Below are 18,802 nucleotides of genomic sequence, written 5' to 3' on the forward strand. Positions count from 1 at the left end.
AGCTCACCAGTTACTGTTTGGGAAAGTTAAGCAAATTTTTGCGCCACCAAGTCGTTCGCTCTCTTCTATTGCAATGGTTGCAGAGTGCTCATTGAGAACTTGTTGTACGATGGACAACCCAATACCGCGGCAGCCAGATTGATGTTTAGGCTTTGAGCTATAAAAGGGTTGGAATATCTTCAATCGGATGGCTTCATCGATACCGATACCACTGTCTTCAACGATAATGTTGATCTCAGAATCCCGTTCAATGGATGATATGGTGATAATCCGCTCGCTCGCCTTTGACGATTGAATGGAATCAATGGCATTGTCGATAAGTTGCTTCAGTGCTAAAACCAAGCGATGCGGCATACCGTTGATAACAGAGAGTCGATTAGAAAGTAGGAGATCGAGCTTGGTCGATGAAAAGAGCAGATCATCCGTGGTGATAGAGGTGACATCTCGAATAATCTGATTGAGATTGACAGGTTGGAAGGCCTCGCCATTTCGTTCTGGTATCGCTTGCTTAATTTCATCCATAGCACTGACCGCATTGCCCATGGCTTCATCCATAGCGATCAAACCGGGGCAAGAATTATTGGTTTGCTTGAGGATGTTCACGGCGGACTCAATCATATTGAACGGGCCTTGCAGTTGGTGCAGTGTCGCCATCAGCGCTTCTTGCATCGCGTGAACGTACTTGTTGTCGCGCGTTAATAACTTCATCGCATTAATTCTTCGTTCTTCGACTAGCATTTTTTCGCGAGTGCGGTCAGTGATTGCAATCACCGTATAGAAGCCATCATTAGGCTTAAAGTAGGTCTCGGCTGTGGTGTCGGAAACCGGAATTTTCACCAAGATATAGTCGAGCCAACGTTCGCGAACCGGGCCATGGTTATCGATGTGGATTCCTTTGTATTTCTGGAGCTTATTCCCCATAAACTCGTGGATAGATCTAAACTTAGATTCCATTTGGATATTTTTTAACAGAAGGTCAACCGGCGCTTCATTGATGCTTTGCTGGAGCTTTGCAAAGCGATCGTTATTAAAGAGAACGTTATTGTGTTCGTCAGCTAATGCGATGGCGATGGGGGCTGCGTTAAGCACCGCTTGAAACATCGTAAATTGGTTTTCTTGATGCGTTTGGACTTTGTGTTGTTCAGTGATGTCTTTTTGTATGGCGTAGTAACAGTGTTCACCTTCATTGTTGGTGAAGCGAGAAATCGATATATCGGCAATATAAGGTGTTCCCGATTTCTTCTTGTTGACCAATTGCCCTTGCCAATGTTGACCTGAACTAATGGTCTCCCAAAGAGTTTGGTAAACGTTCCGCGGGGTGGCTTTATACGATAATATTGAAGAGTGACAGCCAATGATCTCTTCGCCGCTGTACTCGGTGATATCAGAGAACATCTGATTCACAAAGAGTATCTGTCCGGTGCTGTCGGTAATACTAATTGCGACTGGCGCATTAAGTACAATCTGTTCAAATGCACCAAGTCCGAAAACTGCGGTATTCTCATTGCCAATGAGTGTGTCTAATTGTGCCATAAATGCCTTCCTAGCCATTTTACTTCCTGTAATGCACCACTATGCATTTCTTATTCCAATACCCATGCAATTACCCCGTAAGCCCTTGTCACACAAAGTTTGTTTGATTTAGGACAAAACTTGAGCAGTTGCTTAAATTTGTTCGTTTTGTCGCAAAGCCGACAATATAAATAAAGAGAATAAAAAACTAAAAATGTGCAGCCCTGATAAGGGATTAAGTGGCCAAATTTAGTGCATCGCCCCGTGATGGCACACCTAATGCAGAATGTCCTAAAAAATCATTTTCAAGGATGAAATGTATGTCTGAAGGGTTATTAATCTTACTCAGTGCTTCGTTTGTAAATAATGTGGTATTGGCAAAGTTTTTGGGCTTATGTCCCTTTATGGGGGTATCGAGCAAAATCGATAGCGCAGTCGGCATGGGGATTGCGACGACGTTTGTTTTAACACTCGCGGCGGTGAGTACATGGATTATCGAGTTTACGATTCTACGACCGCTCGGGCTGGAATTTATGCGGATTATCGCCTTTATATTAATTATTGCCGCGGTAGTTCAATTTACTGAACTCTACGTTCGAAAAGCCTTTCCAGCGCTATACCAGTCATTAGGCGTATTCCTTCCTCTAATTACCACCAATTGTGCCGTTCTCGGCGTTGCGCTATTGGCCGTGCAAGATGACCTGTCATTTTTTAATACCATCATGTTTAGCGTCGGGTCGGCGTTTGGATTCTTAATTGTCATTACCTTATTTGCAGGGCTTCGGGGTCAATTGTCATTAAGTCGCGTGCCGGAGGCATTTGAAGGAACGCCAATTGCGTTTGTCACGGCAGGAATTCTATCAATGGCCTTTATGGGCTTTTCGGGAATGATCTAATGGAGGAATCGAACATGCTTATTACATCACTTCTTTTTTTCGTACTTATGGGGGCATTTCTCGGTTTGGTTCTCGGTTATGCCGCGATTGTATTTCAAGTGGAAAGTAACCCCCTAGCTGACAAAATCGAAGCGCTATTACCCGGTGGTCAATGTGGTCAATGCGGAGAAGCGGGCTGTCGTGCCGCTGCAGAAAAAATGGTCGAAGGAACGCTGAGTCCTACTTGCTGTCCGCCAGGTGGAAACAGTCTTGCGGTCGCAGTAGCCGACATGTTGGGCGTGTCTGTCGAAATGAATGAAGAGGACAAACAGTTTGTCGCGAGTATAGCCGAAGAGAATTGTTCAGGGTGCGGTCGCTGTTTTAAAGCGTGCCCATTCGATGCGATTGTTGGTGCGCCTAAGCAGATGCACACCGTAATCAAAGATGTTTGTACTGGATGTCAATTGTGTAGCCAGGTCTGCCCACAAAAATGTCTCGATATCGTGGAAATTGAAGCCGATAGCACTACTTGGTTCTGGCCTAAACCAAAGCAACCGGTTGCGGTATAGGAGTGATGAAAATGTTAAGTCTACTAAAGCGGCCATTTAGTGGTGGGATTCACCCTAAGGCGTACAAAGAGCTCAGTAACAACAAAGAGATCGACACCGGATTTTGGCCTCGCAACGTTTATCTGGGGTTACAGCTTCGAAATGGTGCTCGTTTAAAGTCATTGGTTAGTACGGGGGATGTGGTCAAACGAGGACAAAAAATCGCGGTCGGGCGCAGTAATATGGTGGCGCCTGTCCATTCTCCCGTGAATGGCATTGTCACGGCGATAACCGATCATATTACCGCTCACCCTTCCAAACTGAAGTGCGAAACCGTGGTGATTCGTGCCAATCAAGATCAGTCGTGGGGCAAAATAAGCCGAGCAGAAAATATTAATGCATTGGAAGCCGATGAGTTAATTGAACGCATTAGTGAGGCTGGAATTGTCGGTTTGGGTGGCGCAGGGTTTCCAACTGCCGCCAAGTTACGTTTTGCCCGCCAAGCTGCGGTTCATACCTTGGTGATTAATGGCGGAGAATGTGAGCCTTATTTGACCTGTGATGATTTGACCATGCAAACCTATGCTTCAGAAGTGATTGCTGGAATCAAGATCATGATGAAAGCATCAGGTGCATCGCTTGCCATTGTTGGGATTGAAGATAACAAACGAGAAGCCTATGAGCAGATGGCACTTGCAGCCAATCAAGATGAATCCATAGAGGTAAAACTCGTCCCCAGTGTTTATCCAATGGGATCGGAAAAACACATGATTAAAACGGTCACTGGAGTCGAGGTTCCGCCGGGTGGATTGTCGACTCAAATTGGTATCTTGGTGAACAATATTGCAACCGCTCGTGCTGTCTATCATGCGGTACGTTTTCAGCACCCGTTAACCACGCGTATTGTCACCGTCTCTGGACAAGGGATCACAGAAGCGCGCAATGTCGAAGTACCGGTTGGAACACCGGTTAGTGACGTTATTGCATACTGTGGTGGCTTGAATAATCACACAGAGCGACTTATTTTTGGTGGCCCAATGATGGGGCAGGTGGTGTGCTCTCCACATGTGCCCATTGATAAAACCGTTGGTGGATTACTCGCTTTAACCGAAGACGAAGTCGTATCAGAGATTAAGCATCAAGAGTGTATTCGATGTGGTCAATGTGTTCGTGCTTGCCCAATGGGTTTGATGCCATTTCAAATTGCAGCGCAAACGCGAGTCAATGAATTTAAGAAAGCGGAAGATCTTGGTGTATTAAGTTGCCTGTCGTGTGGTGCGTGCAGTTACGTCTGTCCTTCGCATATCCCATTGGTGCAGTTTTTTATGCACGCGAAAGGTTCTATCAATGCAAATAACCTTAAAGAGAAAAAATCGGCAACCGCAAAAGCATTAACTGAGGCGAGAAAGTTCCGTTTAGACAAGGAAGCCGAAGCTGCGCGTAAAGCTCGTGAGGCTAAAGCTCAGCGCCCAGCTCGAGGTGCAGCTCCATCTCGACCCGTAAGAAATCAAGCAAATGCAAATGGTGCACCTGCTCGACCAGCACGTCGACAAGCAAATGCCATTGAGTCGACTAGACCACAACGTCCAACCCGAGTCAGTCCGGTAGCCGTAGAGCCCAGTGCCGCACCAGAGCGTCCTGCTCGCCCTAGTCGCCCTGTACGTCCGACATTGACTGACGTGAGTTCGACTGCGGATAAACCAGAAAGACCAGCACGTCCACAGCGTCCTCAGAGAGTGCCATCAAGTGATACTGCGCAATCCGAAATGGTAGCACCAACGTCTGTTGCTCCGGCTAGGCCTGCACGTCCAGCGAGGCCGGCTCGCCCTGTGAAATCAACAGATAAAGAAGAAAAAGTCACGGAGGTGACCCATGATTAAATACGAATCCTCGATTGGGCCGTTTGCGCACAATGACAATAACAGTGTCAGGATTATGTACACCGTGATTCTGACGCTGTTACCGGCGGCCATGTTTGGGGTTTATCAATTTGGCATGAACAGTTTATTGGTTCTGTTGGTTGGTATGGGATCCGCAATATTGACTGAATGGACTTGTCTAGCGTTAATGAAAAAGCGGACTGTCGCGTGTATGGACGGTTCAGCCATGCTCACCGGTTTATTGTTAGCGATGAGTTTACCGCCAACATTACCTCTGTGGATCACGGCGTTTGGCTGTGTGTTTGCGATTGTCGTCGGAAAGCATATTTACGGAGGATTAGGGCAAAACTTGTTTAATCCTGCCATGTTAGCGCGAGTGATGATGATTGTTTGCTTCCCCGTTGAAATGACCTCTTGGGCAAATCCAGCGCCGATCGATTTTGCCAATAATCTGGTGACGGTTCCTGATGCTTGGTTTCAATTTGATGGAGTGACTTCAGCGACCTCGTTAAGTAGCGAGCGAACTCAGCCCATTGATTTACTGAATTTGTTATTGGGCGAGCAGTCGGGAAGTCTGGGTGAGACTTGCTCGCTGTTTATTTTGGCAGGTGGTCTGTTTCTTATCTATCGAGGTTTAATTCACTGGGCCATTCCGGTGAGTTTTCTTCTAGGGCTTGCGATACCGGCCCTCATTTCACACGCGATTGCTCCAGAACTTTACCTTCCAGTGATGACTCATGTACTTAGCGGAGGGGCGATGCTTGGTGCGTTTTATATTGCAACCGATCTCGTGACATCACCGACCAGCATTAAGGGGCAACTCGTTTATGGCGCGGGGTGTGGCTTGTTAATCTGGTTAATTCGCTGCTTTGGCAGTTACCCGGAAGGAGTGGCATTTGCCGTGTTAATTATGAATTCAGCCAGTCCACTTATTGATCACTATTTGCGCCCGAACATCTTCGGCAGTCGTTCAGCGGTGGAGAAATAATCATGTTAGCGAAGATCGAATTAGTTAAAGACAAATTATTCTATCAAACCGGACTGCTGGCAACGACGTGCGGACTAGCAGCTATTTTACTGGTCATGACGGAAGTGACCACCAGACCGATTATCGAACTGCGTGTTGCAGAAGATCAGAATGCGCTACTAAATGAAGTTCTTAACGGGATTTCGTTTAGCAATGAAGTGTTTAATCAGGGGCACGATATTGAGTTCGAAGGTGCTGTCTATCAGGTTTTTCCGGTTCGTGATGCAAAAGACGTTCTAATTTCTCATGTAATCAAAGGTGTGCAAGACGGTTATAGCGGCGAAATTGTCTTTTTAGTCGGAGTGAATATGGCCGATGAAATCACCGGAGTTCGCATAATTAGTCATACGGAAACCCCCGGTTTAGGCGACAAAATAGAACTAGCCAAAAGCCCTTGGGTACTGAGTTTCAATCAACATTCAATCGCGAACACCCCATTGTGGGCAGTGAAGAAGGATGGTGGAGAATTTGACCAATTTAGCGGTGCAACGATAACCCCAAGGAGTGTGGTTCGTGGTGTACATCAAGCCATGTTGGCTCTAGCGAAAGACAAGGAGGCAGGGAATGAGTCGTCAATCTCAAGCAAATAAAGGGATCTATTCCGACATCATAAAAAATGGTGTGTGGAACAACAATATCGTTCTCAAACAGTCATTAGCTTTGTGTCCATTGTTGGCGGTCACCAGCAGTGCGACCAATGGACTGGGATTAGGGCTCGCCTCAACTGCGGTCATGGTGCTTTCAAATATCTTGGCGTCGTTATCCAAAGACATCATTAGTAAGGCGGTGCGCATTCCCGTTAACGTCATAATTATTGCGACATTGGTGACATTAATCGATGCAATCTTAAATGCGTGGCTTCATCCGCTGCATAAAGTTCTTGGTTTGTTTATCCCATTGATCGTCACCAACTGCGCAATTTTAGGCCGTGTTGAGTCCTTTGCGAGTAAAAACAGTGTCATGCCATCACTGGTTGATGGGCTGTTTATGGGGCTTGGTTTTACGTGGTTTTTGACGTTTTTAGGTGGCCTACGTGAAGTGCTTGGAAGCGGTACACTGTTTTCTAACGCGAGCTTGCTACTTGGTGATTCCTTTTCATTTTTAGAGGTAACCGTAATTCCAGATTATCGTGGGATGTTATTGGTGATATTGCCTCCCGGCGGGTTCTTAATGCTCGGTGCTATTCTTGCGGTTAAGCAGAAATGGGAATTAGCGACCAAGCGCTCGAAGGAGAAAGCAGGAGTATTGGCTGAAGGAGGTAAAGCATGAAAGTAAGTGTTGTCTATGCCATACCGAGTGAACAGGTGTGGCTTCCGGTTAACCTTGATGAACATGCTACGGTGCTCTCCGCGATTCATGGTTCCACCATTTTGGAAATGTTTCCCGCAATTAATCTTGAAGAGCAGAAAGTAGGCATATTTGGCAAGGTAAGTTCGCTGGATGCACCATTAAAAGAAGGTGATCGAGTTGAGATTTACCGTCCCATTACCTGGCGCCCGGATGACGACGATTGATCGGATTGTCGGCTTTACGACAAATTGTCGGTTTTGGCTTTTTGCCATTCTAAAAGTTGTTTAAAAAACAAAAGGTTGAGCTTGGCTCAGGGTTTGCAACTTAGACCTAGTACAGAACTCAATATTGATTGTGAAAACAGTAAAAAATTAAGAACATTAATTTCAAGGAGTGAACCATGGCTAAAGTAGGGATTTTCTTTGGTACTGATACGGGCAGTACACGTAAGGTTGCTAAGATGATTCAAAAGCAATTAGGTGATGAGGTTGCCGATAAACCTAAAAATATCAATCGGGTAGAAGCGGCTGACTTAGCAAGCTACGATTGTTTAATTATGGGCACACCAACGCTCGCAACGGGTCAGTTACCCGGAATAGAGAGTGATTGTAGTACCGAGAGTTGGTTAGAGTTCTTGCCTCAGTTTGCGGAGCTAGACCTTTCTGGTAAGCAAGTCGCTTTATACGGTATGGGCGACCAAGTAAATTATCCAAATGAATTTGTTGATGGTCTTGGCGAATTGTACGATTACGTGGCGAATTGCGGCTGTGAAATGGTGGGTCGCTGGCCATTAGACGGCTATGAATTTAGCGCGTCGAATGCGGTTGATGGCGACGCATTTGTTGGCCTTGTCCTAGATAAAGATAACCAATCAAGCATGACAGAAGAGCGTCTTTCTACTTGGTTAGAGCAAGTTAAATTGGAAATGGCTCTGTAACGGAGTGTGATGGGAAAGTAGTTATAAAAAAAGCGGCCACTGGCCGCTTTTTTCTGGGTTTTCAAAGAGGTTTAGCTGCACATGAATTAGCCAGCAGGTTTCTCTTTCTGTTCTTCGATCACTGCTTCAGGCTCAGGTAGGTCTTGTTTATGCAGTTTTTCATTACGTATTTTACGACGTAACAGCTGAGTATAGATGGGTTGACCACCCAATAACTGCGCAAAGATAACCGCGCCTAGTGCCGTGATAATCAATGGCAGGATTAAGTTATAGTTATCGGTCATTTCAATAACCAAAATAATACCTGTGATTGGTGCTCGTACAGTTGCTGAAAACAAAGCTCCCATTCCAGCGATAGCAAACATTCCCGGATCGATTTGTAACTCAGGCATCATGCTATCTGCGATTAAGCCAAATGCATAACCAAATAGTGTTCCTAAAGCGAGCATCGGTGCGAAGATCCCACCCGGCGCACCAGAACCAAAACAAAGCAAGGTGGTTAATATTCTTCCTAAGAAAAGTAGGAGTAATATTTGGGCAGTGTAACCACCATTGGTAATCGTTGGAATTAAATGAATACCGCCACCGGTTAATTCTGGGATATAGAGTAGTAATAAACCAAAACATCCACCCAGCATTGAACCAACAAATAGGTAGCGCCCGCGTTCTTGACGATGAATTTTTACAAACATATCTTGTGATAAGGTCACGAGTTTGTTGAAGAATACTCCGAATATGCCAAATAGAATGCCGAGTAATAAAAATAGCCACAATGCGCCAAGTTCTGGAGTTGGGTACTGCGGCATGGTGATCACAGCCGCTTGACCGTTGATCAAACGAAATACGATGTTTGCGCCCACGGCGGAAATGATGACGGCCTTTATCGAGATCAACGAATAACGAAATTGAGGACGCATCTCCTCAACCACGAACATGATTCCAGCAAGTGGAGCATTAAACGCAGCCGCTAAACCCGCAGCCGCACCCGATGCTAATAGGGAATGACGAGAATCTTCATCTTTCACGCGAAAAATATCCGATACCATACGACCAATAGCTCCACCCATTTGAACCGTTGGCCCTTCTCGACCTAGTACCATACCTGACCCAAGCGCACCCATACCACCAAAGAATTTTACCGGAAGTACACGCCACCAACGCACTGGTCGCATGCCATCCATTGCCCCTTCAATTTCCGGGATACCTGAACCCGCAGCTTCTGGTGCAAAGCGGTGAACCAGATAGTAACCAATAAAGGCCAACCCAGCACTGATCAGAAAAGCTGCAACACCTAATGGAAGAAAATTACCTAACTCACTACGTAACCAATCGGTACGAGACTCAGAGACAAAGTGTACTGCGATTTCAAACATCGTGCCGACGAATCCGGCTAAGATGCCAACGATGACCGACAGTAAAAGAACGGAAACTGGTGTTTTATCTTTAGAGAGGAATTGATTAATGGCGTCCTTGGGCATTCTGGCTATTCTAGACGGTCGAAATTTTTGTCGCTTGGACATTCAGGTTTGGCCTTCTTTTAAGTGTTAGGGAAGTTGGAGGGTGAATTATACGCATCTTTGAGACTAACTATAGAGACAATAATGGAATTTTGAGTTGCACCTAGCAATAGTTGCATATTTGAACAGAACTTAAACTGTGAAGTAGCGTACAAAACTGCCGATAAACCTTGTGTATTTTTAATTCTGTATCATAGTTAAAGCGTAAGGCAAATGAATCGTTTCTTACGGAGGATAGAAGCCTTACCTACAATTTGAAACAGTAATTTAGTTACATGAACAGATAGTAGAAAAACCCCCAACACTGACCAGAGATTTACAACTGGATCGCAAAGCTCACGATATGAGCACCGGGGAATAAAGACGCGCTAGCAATAGTGCGTCTTTAGCGTTTTAACCTTACCCTCACACATCAACTCATCAATTTAAGCCTAAAACACGATATACTTTGTAATAAAGATGTACTTCTTACCAAGGAGTTGCTCAATATGGTAGATAAAATCCCCGCAAATATTATTACTGGCTTTTTAGGTGTCGGTAAAACCACTGCAATTTTAAACTTACTTGAAAATAAACCCAACGATGAGCATTGGGCCGTTTTAGTTAATGAATTCGGCGAAATAGGTATTGATGGCACTATGATGGCAGATCAAGGAGCGATCATCAAAGAAGTGCCCGGAGGCTGCATGTGTTGTACCGTCGGTGTTCCGACTTCGGTCGCAATTACTGCGTTGCTACGCCAGAACCCAGATCGATTATTGATTGAACCGACTGGGCTTGGTCATCCGAAAGAAATTATTGCACTGCTAACCTCATCGCAATATCAGCCTTATGTTGATCTTAAAGCGACGATTACGTTAGTGGATCCGAGAAACCTCAGCAATTCAAAGTACACAACCAATCAGAACTTTATCGATCAACTTGATTGTGCTGATGTGGTTATTGGTAACAAAATCGACCAAGTTACTGCCGCAGATATTGATGTGTTTAACGATTGGATCACAGACCAAAACCCATCAAAAATTTTTCATCAATTGGTGAAACAGGGCGGTATTCCGACCGAAGTGCTCGATATTACACGCACGCATACTGAAGAACCTGATGAAGGCGACATTCATCACCACCACGCTAGCCAAGAGCCGAAATTTGAATTGCCACCAGGTGAAGCGTATTTGCGTCGTGAAAATGTTGGCCAAGGTTATTACAGTTGTGGCTGGTTGTTTGGAGCCGAAATCAGCTTTGATTTTGATTCGGTGTTTTCACTGTTTAACGATATCACTGCAGAACGAGTTAAAGCGGTCGTCAATACTGAAAAAGGGTGTTACGCCTTTAACGTATCGAATGGTGTGGTATCGGTTAACGAAATGAGCTTAGAAGGTTTTGAGTCGAGAATCGAAGTGATTGATTCTCAGCTTATGCCTTGGGATCAGCTTAATGGTATTTTGGTTAAGCTGGCTGGAATTGAAGAGTAATTAAGTCGCCATTGCTTTTCATTACAACCTTACAACGTTAAAACAAAAAAGTGCGGAGAGAAGATTCTTTCCGCACTTTTTTTATGTGAAAACCAGCTTTGATGTGACAACTAGCTTTGATGTAAGAGTTAGCGTTTGTTACGAAGATAACGCTTACGGCGCTGTTCTTTACGTTGAATCTGTTCTTCGGCTTTACGCAGTGCTTCTTTTTCGACTTCGACTAACTCGACCGTTACCATTTCAGGATGTTCTAAGGTAATTTGTCCAAGAACGCCACCACGCAATTCATGCAGCAATATTTCAGACGCTTTATGCAGGTCGATTCGACCGCCAGAACGCAGTGCGCCGCGTTTCTGACCGATGGCTTCTATCCATTCAATATCAGATTGAGGATCGTCGGTAATTTGGTAGCGTGCTTTTAGGCGGTCTGGGTATTTGTTACCAAGGTATTCAACCGTATAAAACGCCACTTCTTCGTATTCCATGGCCGTATCTTTTACTGCACCGGTTGCCGCAAGACGAAAGCCGCTGTGAGGGTTTTCTACTTTGGGCCATAAGATTCCAGGTGTGTCCGACAGCACGATACCATTTTGCAGGTTAATCCGTTGCTGGCGACGTGTCACCGCTGGTTGGTTTCCAGTTTCGGCAATTTGGCGTCCTGCGAGAATATTGATAATGGTCGATTTACCGACATTCGGAATCCCCATAATCATGGTACGAATGTTTTTACCAATTTCTTCACGGTGGGGGGCGAGTTTACGGCACAGTTCAAGTATGGTCTGAACTTCGCTGGTATTTTGTGTGGTGATTGCCATTGCGCGCACACCTTGCTCTTTCTCCAAATGCTCAATCCACAACTCAGTCATTTCAGGATCGGCTAAATCACGCTTGTTGAGTACTTTCACCACCGGCTTATCGCCACGCAGTTGGGCAATCATTGGGTTTTCGCTACTAAACGGGATCCGAGCATCAAGCACTTCGATGATGACATCGATCTGCGGGATGACTTCTTCAATTTCCTTGCGAGCCTTGTGCATGTGGCCCGGGAACCATTGAATATTGTTGTTAATCATCTGATTTTTATAGCCTTAAATATTTTTAATAATTGGACTTACACAAATGGAGAACGATATGGCGAACATATTGGTTCACTTTCGTACTTGATAAATGTATATCCGCTTTAGCCCAATTTGAATTTACGCTGGATTCTAACATTTCTGTCACTGGGAATCCTGATGAATTATTCGCCTATATCTGAATATAGCTTCGTCAATCAAATCGCATCTTATGCTCGATGCGTGTGCTTAGATGAGATTAACAATGCATTTCGCAAGTTTGTTGTGGCGTTTCGAGCTTACCAAGTCATCTACTTTTTAATATTTTCTGGTGTTAAGCGAAGTAGTCGCCCGCCGTCTCTGTCCTCTAGAACCCAAATGGCTCCGTTGGGACCTTGTTCCACTTCGCGTATTCGCTTACCCATGTCGAAACGCTCGACCTCTTCGGCTTTATTTTGCTCAATGTTAACTCGCACTAATGACTGAGAGACCAATCCACCAATTAAGGCGCTACCTTGCCAGTTTGAAAACAAATCACCATCGTAAATGATTAGGCCAGAAGGAGCGATGCTGGGAACCCAGTAAGCCTCGGGAGTATGAAATTCTGGTCGAGTATCATGATCTGGAATTGGAATAAACGTGTAGTTGTCGCCCCAAGAAACAAATGGCCAACCATAGTTATCTCCAGGTTGAATTAAGTTGAATTCATCACCGTGCCTTGGTCCCATTTCGTGTGTCCATAGCTGGCCTTGTTTATCGAAAGCGATACCCAGTAGATTTCGATGACCGAGTGACCAGAAGCTTTTGGCAAGTTCGCCCTTATCCTGAAATGGGTTATCTGGTGGTACGGTACCGTCGGCATTTAGGCGAATAACTTTCCCTAGATTTTGATCCCAACGCTGTGCTGGGTCTTTTTTCTGTCTATCTCCAGAGGTAATAAATAACTTACCATCAGGACTGAACGCCAGACGATGAGAATAGTGCCCGCTGCCACTCACTTTCGGAGTTTGCTGCCAAATAACCTCAAACTCTTCCAATTTGGGGGTTGGTGAGGACGAATTTAGACGAGCCCGTGCCACTGCAGCGCCTTGTTTTCCCGACGTATCTCGTTCAGCGTAGGATAGATAAACCCAGTTATTTTCTGAATAATCGGGATGAAGAATAATATCTCCTAAACCACCTTGCCCCGCGTAGGCGACCTTTGGCACACCGCTAATCGTTTTTTTTGAGTGATTATGGGGTGAAAACAGTATTAGGTTTCCCGCTTTCTCTGTTATCAGAAGATTACCATCTGGCATAAATGTCATGGCCCAAGGCTCATTAAAGTCTGTGAGTGCTTCGGCATGGAGCACGGTGCCAGTATTACTTTTAAATTGAATAGTCGTGCTGGCAACATTGCTGGTGGAGAAGAGCAAAAGAAGTATGCTTCCTGCCAATGATGGTGAAATTCGCATAATGAGCTCCAAATCAGGGGATAATGACTTTGGTTCAACGGTGTGCATGTGACACTAAAATTAAGCGATATGGAACGATATTCCAACGAATTAATCATTTAAATTGTTAGTGAAAGTGAATGTTTATTCTAAAGTGACTTTAACGCGAAAACCCTGGGGTAAAAATATATTTCTCGGTTGCGTAGTTAGTAACTCTAAATGACCAGACGATCTCGATGGTGTGTGGAGCTGGTGAATTACTGAGGCGGCTGTTGCTGCATGTACTGCCGAAAGGATTTATGTGTATCCGATATTATGATTTTATGGCGAATGCGGTAAGAGTGAAGTCAGTGGAATTAATTAGAGTGTCATTATCAATACCATTATTGCTGATAAAACGTAATGAAGAGAAGTTACCGCCGACTTGCCCTTATTGTGGATCTGCTGAGTTAGTGATGTTTGCGTTGCATTTACGGCCTCCAATGAGAGAAACCTCAGAGCGACTGAGATAAAACTCTCAGGCGATACAAGGTACAGATAGACGAAAAAATCGTTGTAAGTCAGCGAGGTATAATGCTGCATGAAGCTTAAAAAACATATGAAACTGGTGCATTAACGCATTTAAAATGCGTTAGGATAAAACAAGAGTGTTGGGCATTTTGGTCGGAAACAGCCTATTAGATGGCGGTTAGGGGAACATAAGCTAGAAAAGTAAAATCCTTAGAAGAAGCGGCCAAGTCCAACAAGGTATTTATCCATTGTGCTTCGACAACGGATAAATACTTAACTGTTATATTTTTAATCAAACTATGGAGTAGTAACTATGAAAAAACTGATTTTATTAATTTGTATTGCGATGTCGTTTAATGCAATGGCAATTAGTGAGTCAGCCACTATTAGCTCAGACAAGCAACAGGTATTAGACACCATAATTAAGGAACTTGGATTGGTTGGGCTAACCAAAAGTAGCAAAGATAAGCTTTATTCAACATTTAAGCACTCACTGAACAAAGATTGGTATGCAAATTGGCATACTAATTCAACATTGGCTTCTAGTAAATTTAAAGACTCTAAAACACGGATATTCGACTTAAACGTCGTTGATGAAAATAGACTCTACATTATAACTTACACTTATTTTAGTGAGAAAAATCAGCTTCATATTACTCAAAGAGAAATAATTGATGGGTCATCTAGAGACGTAATAGATAACTATAATAAATATAAAGAAAATGAAAAATTTGAGATTAATGCAGAAATAGACAGTTATGCATTTTTTCAAAAAACTGGATATTCAGAATATTTAGTTTCTCACGTAAAAAGTCCAAATGGGATGAGTGCATATATAGAATACAAGGTTATCGACCTATAAAACATAACAAATAAGGATAGATGTCGCGCAGTCGGCATCTTATCTGGGTGTTGAACAAGCCCGAAGTCACTCTTTATAGTAAATTGTACGATTGGATTTGATGGGGGCTTAGCATTGTTTTTTGCTTCTTTGTGTTGTGCTGCCTTCTCCGCGTGTGTTTCATGCGCTTAAATGTGAAGCCGACGGCTATAAATCATCAATGGTCTGGTGATATAACGTACCCAAAAGTGGGCGCTCAATGGCATTATTTAGCGGTTGTTATTGACCCATATTCACGTCGAATAATTGGTTGGGCACTTGGTAAAAATAAAACGACAGAACTCACGATAAAAGCTTTAACTCTGGCGATTAAAAAGCAGATCCTATTCAAGCCTAGGATATAAAACACCTTTTGAATTTGAATTAGCAGAAAATTGAAAATTGAAAATTGAAAGGTATCCATTTTATCGGGTGAAGATCACTTAAATACTTAAACCATACTCAACTAGATATATTAGTTGTATTCAAGTGTTGTATGGTTTTTATTTAATAATTCTAAGTTACTTTTGTAATTTAATAGCACCTTGCTTAATTAAGCTTTGTGCAGTGTCGAAAATAGTTTCCTCTTCAGGACGCTGACTCCAGTTTAATTGCTGCTTTGCTTTTGCATTACTCATATTATGTTTAAAGCCTAAATCTTTGACGACCGTTTTTAATGCAGGGTCGAAATAAGACATGGTTTTTACTAACCAATTTGGTAGTGAACGGCTTGGTATTTTATGATCAGGGAATTGCTTTCTTAATACTTCTGCTATATCGCTCATCCACATAAATTTGCTTGCTGCAATGTACCTTTCTTTCGCTGCATTTGGTGATTGCATTGCTAAAATATGTGCTTGTGCCACATCTCTAACATCTGAAACAGTAAAACCAATTTGTGGAATGGCAGGTAACGATTTATCCATCAATTTAATGATTACTTCTGCAGAAGTACCGTAGTCAGATTCCAATACGGGACCTAAAATAATACCCGGGTTGATAACCGACAATTCTAATCCTGTTTCATTAGCAAAATCCCACGCCGCTCTTTCTGCTAATGTTTTAGATTTATAATACGGAGTGACTCTTTCGTCATTTGGATCGGTCCAACACTCTTCTGTTTGTTGCACATTTTCATTACCGTACAATACAGATGCGATAGATGAAGTTAATACAACACGCTTAATACCATTGTTTTTTGCCGCTTTTAATACACGTAATGTGCCTTCTATTGCTGGCTTTATAATTTCATTTTCATCTTTTGGTACATACGACAGGAAAGGAGATGCGGTATGAATAGCATAATCTGCACCTTCCATGGCCTCGTTCCAGCCTTGGTCTTTTGATAAGTCACACTCAACAAAACTAAGAGTCCCTTGAGTTTCACCCACCTGATCTAAGATTATTTTTTCAATCTCAGATGAGCGCTTTAATGAACGTAATGTACCTTTAACATTAAAACCCTGTTTCAATAATTTAATTGCCGTGTGGCTGCCTAAAAAACCAGTGACTCCGGTTACAACGACTGTTTCTTTGTTTTGCTCTTGCATGATTTGCCTCATATGTAAATTAGTTAGATTTTGGTCTGACATAAATTACATATAACGTCAGAAAAGACATAGTGACAATATTTGTAATTTATGTCAAGATTGTTTTTTGCACAAATGATCATTCATTTCATGTGCCTTTGACTAAAGAAGTGTTTTTATAAAATGGATATTGAAGAGAAGAAGTACCAAATACTGCAAGCGGCAACAGAGGTGTTTGGCACCTATGGTTACAAAAAAACGTCAATGCAAGATATTGCTGATGCATTAGATATTTCTCGTCCTGCGTTATATCAATATTATAAAAATAAAGAGGCTGTATTTTTAGCCTTAGTTGAGCACACCCTTAATATGGGTGAGCAAGCAGCAATACAAGGATTTCATCATTCAGAAGATAATTTTGAATGTTTGTTGCATGGAATAAAAGATATGGAACAGGTGTTATTTGGTCCTATTTTTTTGAAACCTAACGGAAAAGAGTTACTCACTTTATCTAAAAAGCTAGCGCCGGAGTTAATGATGAACTTTGAGATGCAACTTTTTAATAAAATCGTTTGTGTATTAGACAAGGCGGTAGCTGAGCATGAAATTGATCTTAAAAGGTTAAATGTAGAAGTCACGGATGCGGCAAAAATTATATTACGAAGCGTGGACGGTATAAAAAATGCGAGTAATTCTCTGGAAGAGTTAGATCAACAACTTGATCTATTCTTAACTGTTTTCTGGCAAGGTTTACAAAAATAAACTGAATAGCCACTGACTTGATAGACTCCTCTTCATCACACTGAAGATAAGTCCCTACCAAAAACTAAAGTACCCTAAAGTTAGAAATTTCCGGCTTCCTGATGTCGGCCGCGAAACTGGATCGACGTTTAATTTTGCAGTGATGAATGAGGGTGAAACTCGTTATATTCGACTCGCTAACCCTCAACTTTCTCTCTCGTGAATTTTTAATGATAAAAACCAGTGGCTATTCAAATATTCATCTCTGAAACTACCATAATGTAGGTGCCTCAGCTGATAATCCAAAAATCTCTGGAAAAATTAGTATCGATAAAACAACGCCTATTTGAATTAAAATGAATGGAATAACACCGCGATAAATATCGGATGTTTTAACACCCTCGGGAGCCACACCTCTGAGATAGAAAAGTGCAAAACCAAAAGGAGGGGTTAAGAAGGATGTTTGTAAATTCATTGCGACTAATATTGCGAACCAAATCGTATTAATTTGTAAAACCTCGACGACTACATAAATTAACGGCAAGACAATATAAGATATTTCAATATAGTCGAGAAAGAAGCCGAGAAACATAATAAGTACCATGGTGAATATCAAAAATCCCCATTTTTCACCTGGAATGTTAAGTAATAACTCACCAACTTCCTCTTCACCTCCTGTATAAGCAAAGCCCATAGAGAAGATGGAAGCGCCAATAATGACAGCGAACACCATCGCTGTGATTTTTACTGTTTCTAGTGTGCTCTCCCAAAGCATTTCAAATGAAAACTTTCGATAGATTAACGCTAATGTTACAGCTCCTAGGCAGCCCAATGCAGATGATTCCGTTGGCGTTGCGACACCATAAAAAATGGACCCTAGGACGACAAGAATCAGTAGCAAAGGCGGCACTACAGCCTTTAGTGCATCGAAAATAATATCCGATTTAGACGAGGTTTCGTCTTCGAGTGGTATTGGTGGGGCGATTTCTGGTTTGATTAAACAAACGATAACGATGTAGGCGATATAGCAGCCGATTAATACTAAGCCTGGCTTGATTGCGGCTCTAAATAGATCGCCAACGGGAATGTTAAGAACATCTCCGAGAATGATCAATACGATAGAAGGTGGAATCAATTGCCCTAATGTTCCTGCTGCGCAAATTGTACCTGCCGATAAGGATTTGCTGTATCCATAACGCATCATCACTGGCATTGAAATCAATCCCATCGCAACGACACTTGCACCGACAACGCCCGTCGATGCCGCTAATAGTGAGCCAACAAGAATCGTTGATATTGCAATTCCACCTCTTACTGAACCGAATAAACGGCCCATCGATTCCAGTAATTGCTCAGCTAATTTGGTTCGCTGTAATATTAACCCCATAAGAATAAACAGTGGAATCGCCATCAAGACTATTCCAGCACCATTGTCACCCATGTTGGCATAGATACGGTATGGAATCTGCGCAAGTTGACTAGTGTCGGCAAATAACACGACGAAGAGAATGCCTACGCCAGCAAATGTAAAAGCAACTGGAAAGCCTAATAACAGCAATACTAATGCTATCAAGAATAAAGAAGCACCTATCATTT

At 42.9% G+C, this 18,802-nt stretch carries 18 protein-coding genes and 1 pseudogene; 13 read left to right on the forward strand and 6 right to left on the reverse strand.

All coding sequences use genetic code 11. From position 1 onward, the window contains the following. Positions 1-3 precede the first annotated feature (3 nt). Positions 4-1,533, reverse strand: coding sequence for a nitrogen fixation negative regulator NifL (nifL, locus tag ACXJY6_RS00995; protein WP_458766902.1), 1,530 nt, complete (start codon positions 1,531-1,533; stop codon positions 4-6). A 299-nt stretch (positions 1,534-1,832) separates the two neighbouring features. Here nifL and rsxA point away from each other — a divergent pair, with 299 nt between their 5' ends. From rsxA to ACXJY6_RS01035, 8 genes are all read left to right on the forward strand, one after another. Further along, positions 1,833-2,408: an electron transport complex subunit RsxA gene (rsxA, locus tag ACXJY6_RS01000; protein ID WP_456051259.1), complete on the forward strand. Its 576-nt coding sequence runs from the start codon at positions 1,833-1,835 to the stop codon at positions 2,406-2,408. Between the two features lie 14 nt (positions 2,409-2,422). After that, positions 2,423-2,956, forward strand: a complete 534-nt coding sequence (locus tag ACXJY6_RS01005; protein WP_456051260.1) for an RnfABCDGE type electron transport complex subunit B — start codon at positions 2,423-2,425, stop codon at positions 2,954-2,956. 11 nt (positions 2,957-2,967) lie between these two features. Further along, positions 2,968-4,815, forward strand: a complete 1,848-nt coding sequence (gene rsxC / locus ACXJY6_RS01010) for an electron transport complex subunit RsxC (RefSeq protein ID WP_458766904.1) — start codon at positions 2,968-2,970, stop codon at positions 4,813-4,815. Next, positions 4,808-5,803: an RnfABCDGE type electron transport complex subunit D gene (locus ACXJY6_RS01015; RefSeq protein WP_458766906.1), complete on the forward strand. Its 996-nt coding sequence runs from the start codon at positions 4,808-4,810 to the stop codon at positions 5,801-5,803. The genes rsxC and ACXJY6_RS01015 overlap by 8 nt, the downstream gene beginning before the upstream one ends. A 2-nt stretch (positions 5,804-5,805) precedes the next feature. Then, positions 5,806-6,432, forward strand: a complete 627-nt coding sequence (locus ACXJY6_RS01020) for an RnfABCDGE type electron transport complex subunit G (RefSeq protein ID WP_456051263.1) — start codon at positions 5,806-5,808, stop codon at positions 6,430-6,432. Then, entirely contained in the window at positions 6,407-7,111 is a 705-nt protein-coding gene (locus tag ACXJY6_RS01025) for an electron transport complex subunit E (protein WP_458766907.1), read from the forward strand. The genes ACXJY6_RS01020 and ACXJY6_RS01025 overlap by 26 nt, the downstream gene beginning before the upstream one ends. Further along, positions 7,108-7,356, forward strand: a complete 249-nt coding sequence (locus tag ACXJY6_RS01030) for an RnfH family protein (protein WP_458766909.1) — start codon at positions 7,108-7,110, stop codon at positions 7,354-7,356. Before ACXJY6_RS01025 ends, ACXJY6_RS01030 begins: the two co-directional genes overlap by 4 nt. 176 nt (positions 7,357-7,532) lie before the next feature. Then, on the forward strand, positions 7,533-8,069 hold the full coding sequence (locus tag ACXJY6_RS01035; protein ID WP_456051266.1) for a flavodoxin: 537 nt from the start codon (positions 7,533-7,535) through the stop codon (positions 8,067-8,069). A gap of 86 nt (positions 8,070-8,155) precedes the next feature. On the opposite strand, the gene clcA is transcribed toward ACXJY6_RS01035, so the two are convergent. Continuing rightward, positions 8,156-9,589 (reverse strand): H(+)/Cl(-) exchange transporter ClcA, encoded by a 1,434-nt coding sequence (gene clcA / locus ACXJY6_RS01040; RefSeq protein ID WP_456051267.1) that lies wholly within the window; start codon positions 9,587-9,589, stop codon positions 8,156-8,158. A 485-nt stretch (positions 9,590-10,074) separates the two neighbouring features. Here clcA and ACXJY6_RS01045 point away from each other — a divergent pair, with 485 nt between their 5' ends. Beyond that, positions 10,075-11,058, forward strand: coding sequence for a CobW family GTP-binding protein (locus tag ACXJY6_RS01045; protein WP_458766911.1), 984 nt, complete (start codon positions 10,075-10,077; stop codon positions 11,056-11,058). A gap of 128 nt (positions 11,059-11,186) precedes the next feature. Here ACXJY6_RS01045 and ylqF read toward each other — a convergent pair whose 3' ends face one another. Both ylqF and ACXJY6_RS01055 read right to left on the reverse strand, forming a co-directional pair. Then, the gene (gene ylqF, locus ACXJY6_RS01050; protein ID WP_456051269.1) at positions 11,187-12,131 is read right to left on the reverse strand and encodes a ribosome biogenesis GTPase YlqF; all 945 of its coding nucleotides are present in this window, start codon (positions 12,129-12,131) and stop codon (positions 11,187-11,189) included. A 293-nt stretch (positions 12,132-12,424) separates the two neighbouring features. After that, positions 12,425-13,567 carry a PQQ-dependent sugar dehydrogenase gene (locus tag ACXJY6_RS01055; RefSeq protein WP_458766913.1) on the reverse strand — a complete coding sequence of 381 codons (1,143 nt, stop codon included), beginning with the start codon at positions 13,565-13,567 and terminating at the stop codon, positions 12,425-12,427. A 215-nt stretch (positions 13,568-13,782) separates the two neighbouring features. Between ACXJY6_RS01055 and ACXJY6_RS01060 the strand changes: the two genes are divergently transcribed. The 3 genes and pseudogenes from ACXJY6_RS01060 to ACXJY6_RS01070 form a co-directional block, all read left to right on the forward strand. After that, a complete protein-coding gene (locus tag ACXJY6_RS01060; RefSeq protein ID WP_458766915.1) occupies positions 13,783-14,058 on the forward strand; it encodes a transposase in 276 nt (91 codons plus the stop codon). A 311-nt stretch (positions 14,059-14,369) separates the two neighbouring features. After that, positions 14,370-14,918 (forward strand): hypothetical protein, encoded by a 549-nt coding sequence (locus tag ACXJY6_RS01065; protein ID WP_458766917.1) that lies wholly within the window; start codon positions 14,370-14,372, stop codon positions 14,916-14,918. A gap of 176 nt (positions 14,919-15,094) precedes the next feature. Then, positions 15,095-15,277: pseudogene (locus ACXJY6_RS01070) on the forward strand (DDE-type integrase/transposase/recombinase); the annotation flags it as partial. A 180-nt stretch (positions 15,278-15,457) separates the two neighbouring features. Here ACXJY6_RS01070 and ACXJY6_RS01075 read toward each other — a convergent pair. Beyond that, complete coding sequence (locus tag ACXJY6_RS01075) at positions 15,458-16,486, reverse strand: SDR family oxidoreductase (protein ID WP_458766919.1); 1,029 nt, start codon at positions 16,484-16,486, stop codon at positions 15,458-15,460. Positions 16,487-16,648: 162 nt separating this feature from the next. Here ACXJY6_RS01075 and ACXJY6_RS01080 point away from each other — a divergent pair, with 162 nt between their 5' ends. Then, positions 16,649-17,227, forward strand: a complete 579-nt coding sequence (locus ACXJY6_RS01080; protein WP_458766921.1) for a TetR/AcrR family transcriptional regulator — start codon at positions 16,649-16,651, stop codon at positions 17,225-17,227. A gap of 250 nt (positions 17,228-17,477) precedes the next feature. Here ACXJY6_RS01080 and ACXJY6_RS01085 read toward each other — a convergent pair whose 3' ends face one another. Next, positions 17,478-18,800 carry a TRAP transporter large permease gene (locus ACXJY6_RS01085; protein ID WP_458766922.1) on the reverse strand — a complete coding sequence of 441 codons (1,323 nt, stop codon included), beginning with the start codon at positions 18,798-18,800 and terminating at the stop codon, positions 17,478-17,480. Positions 18,801-18,802: the final 2 nt, after the last annotated feature.

It is taken from the genome of Vibrio phycocola (assembly GCF_054404255.1).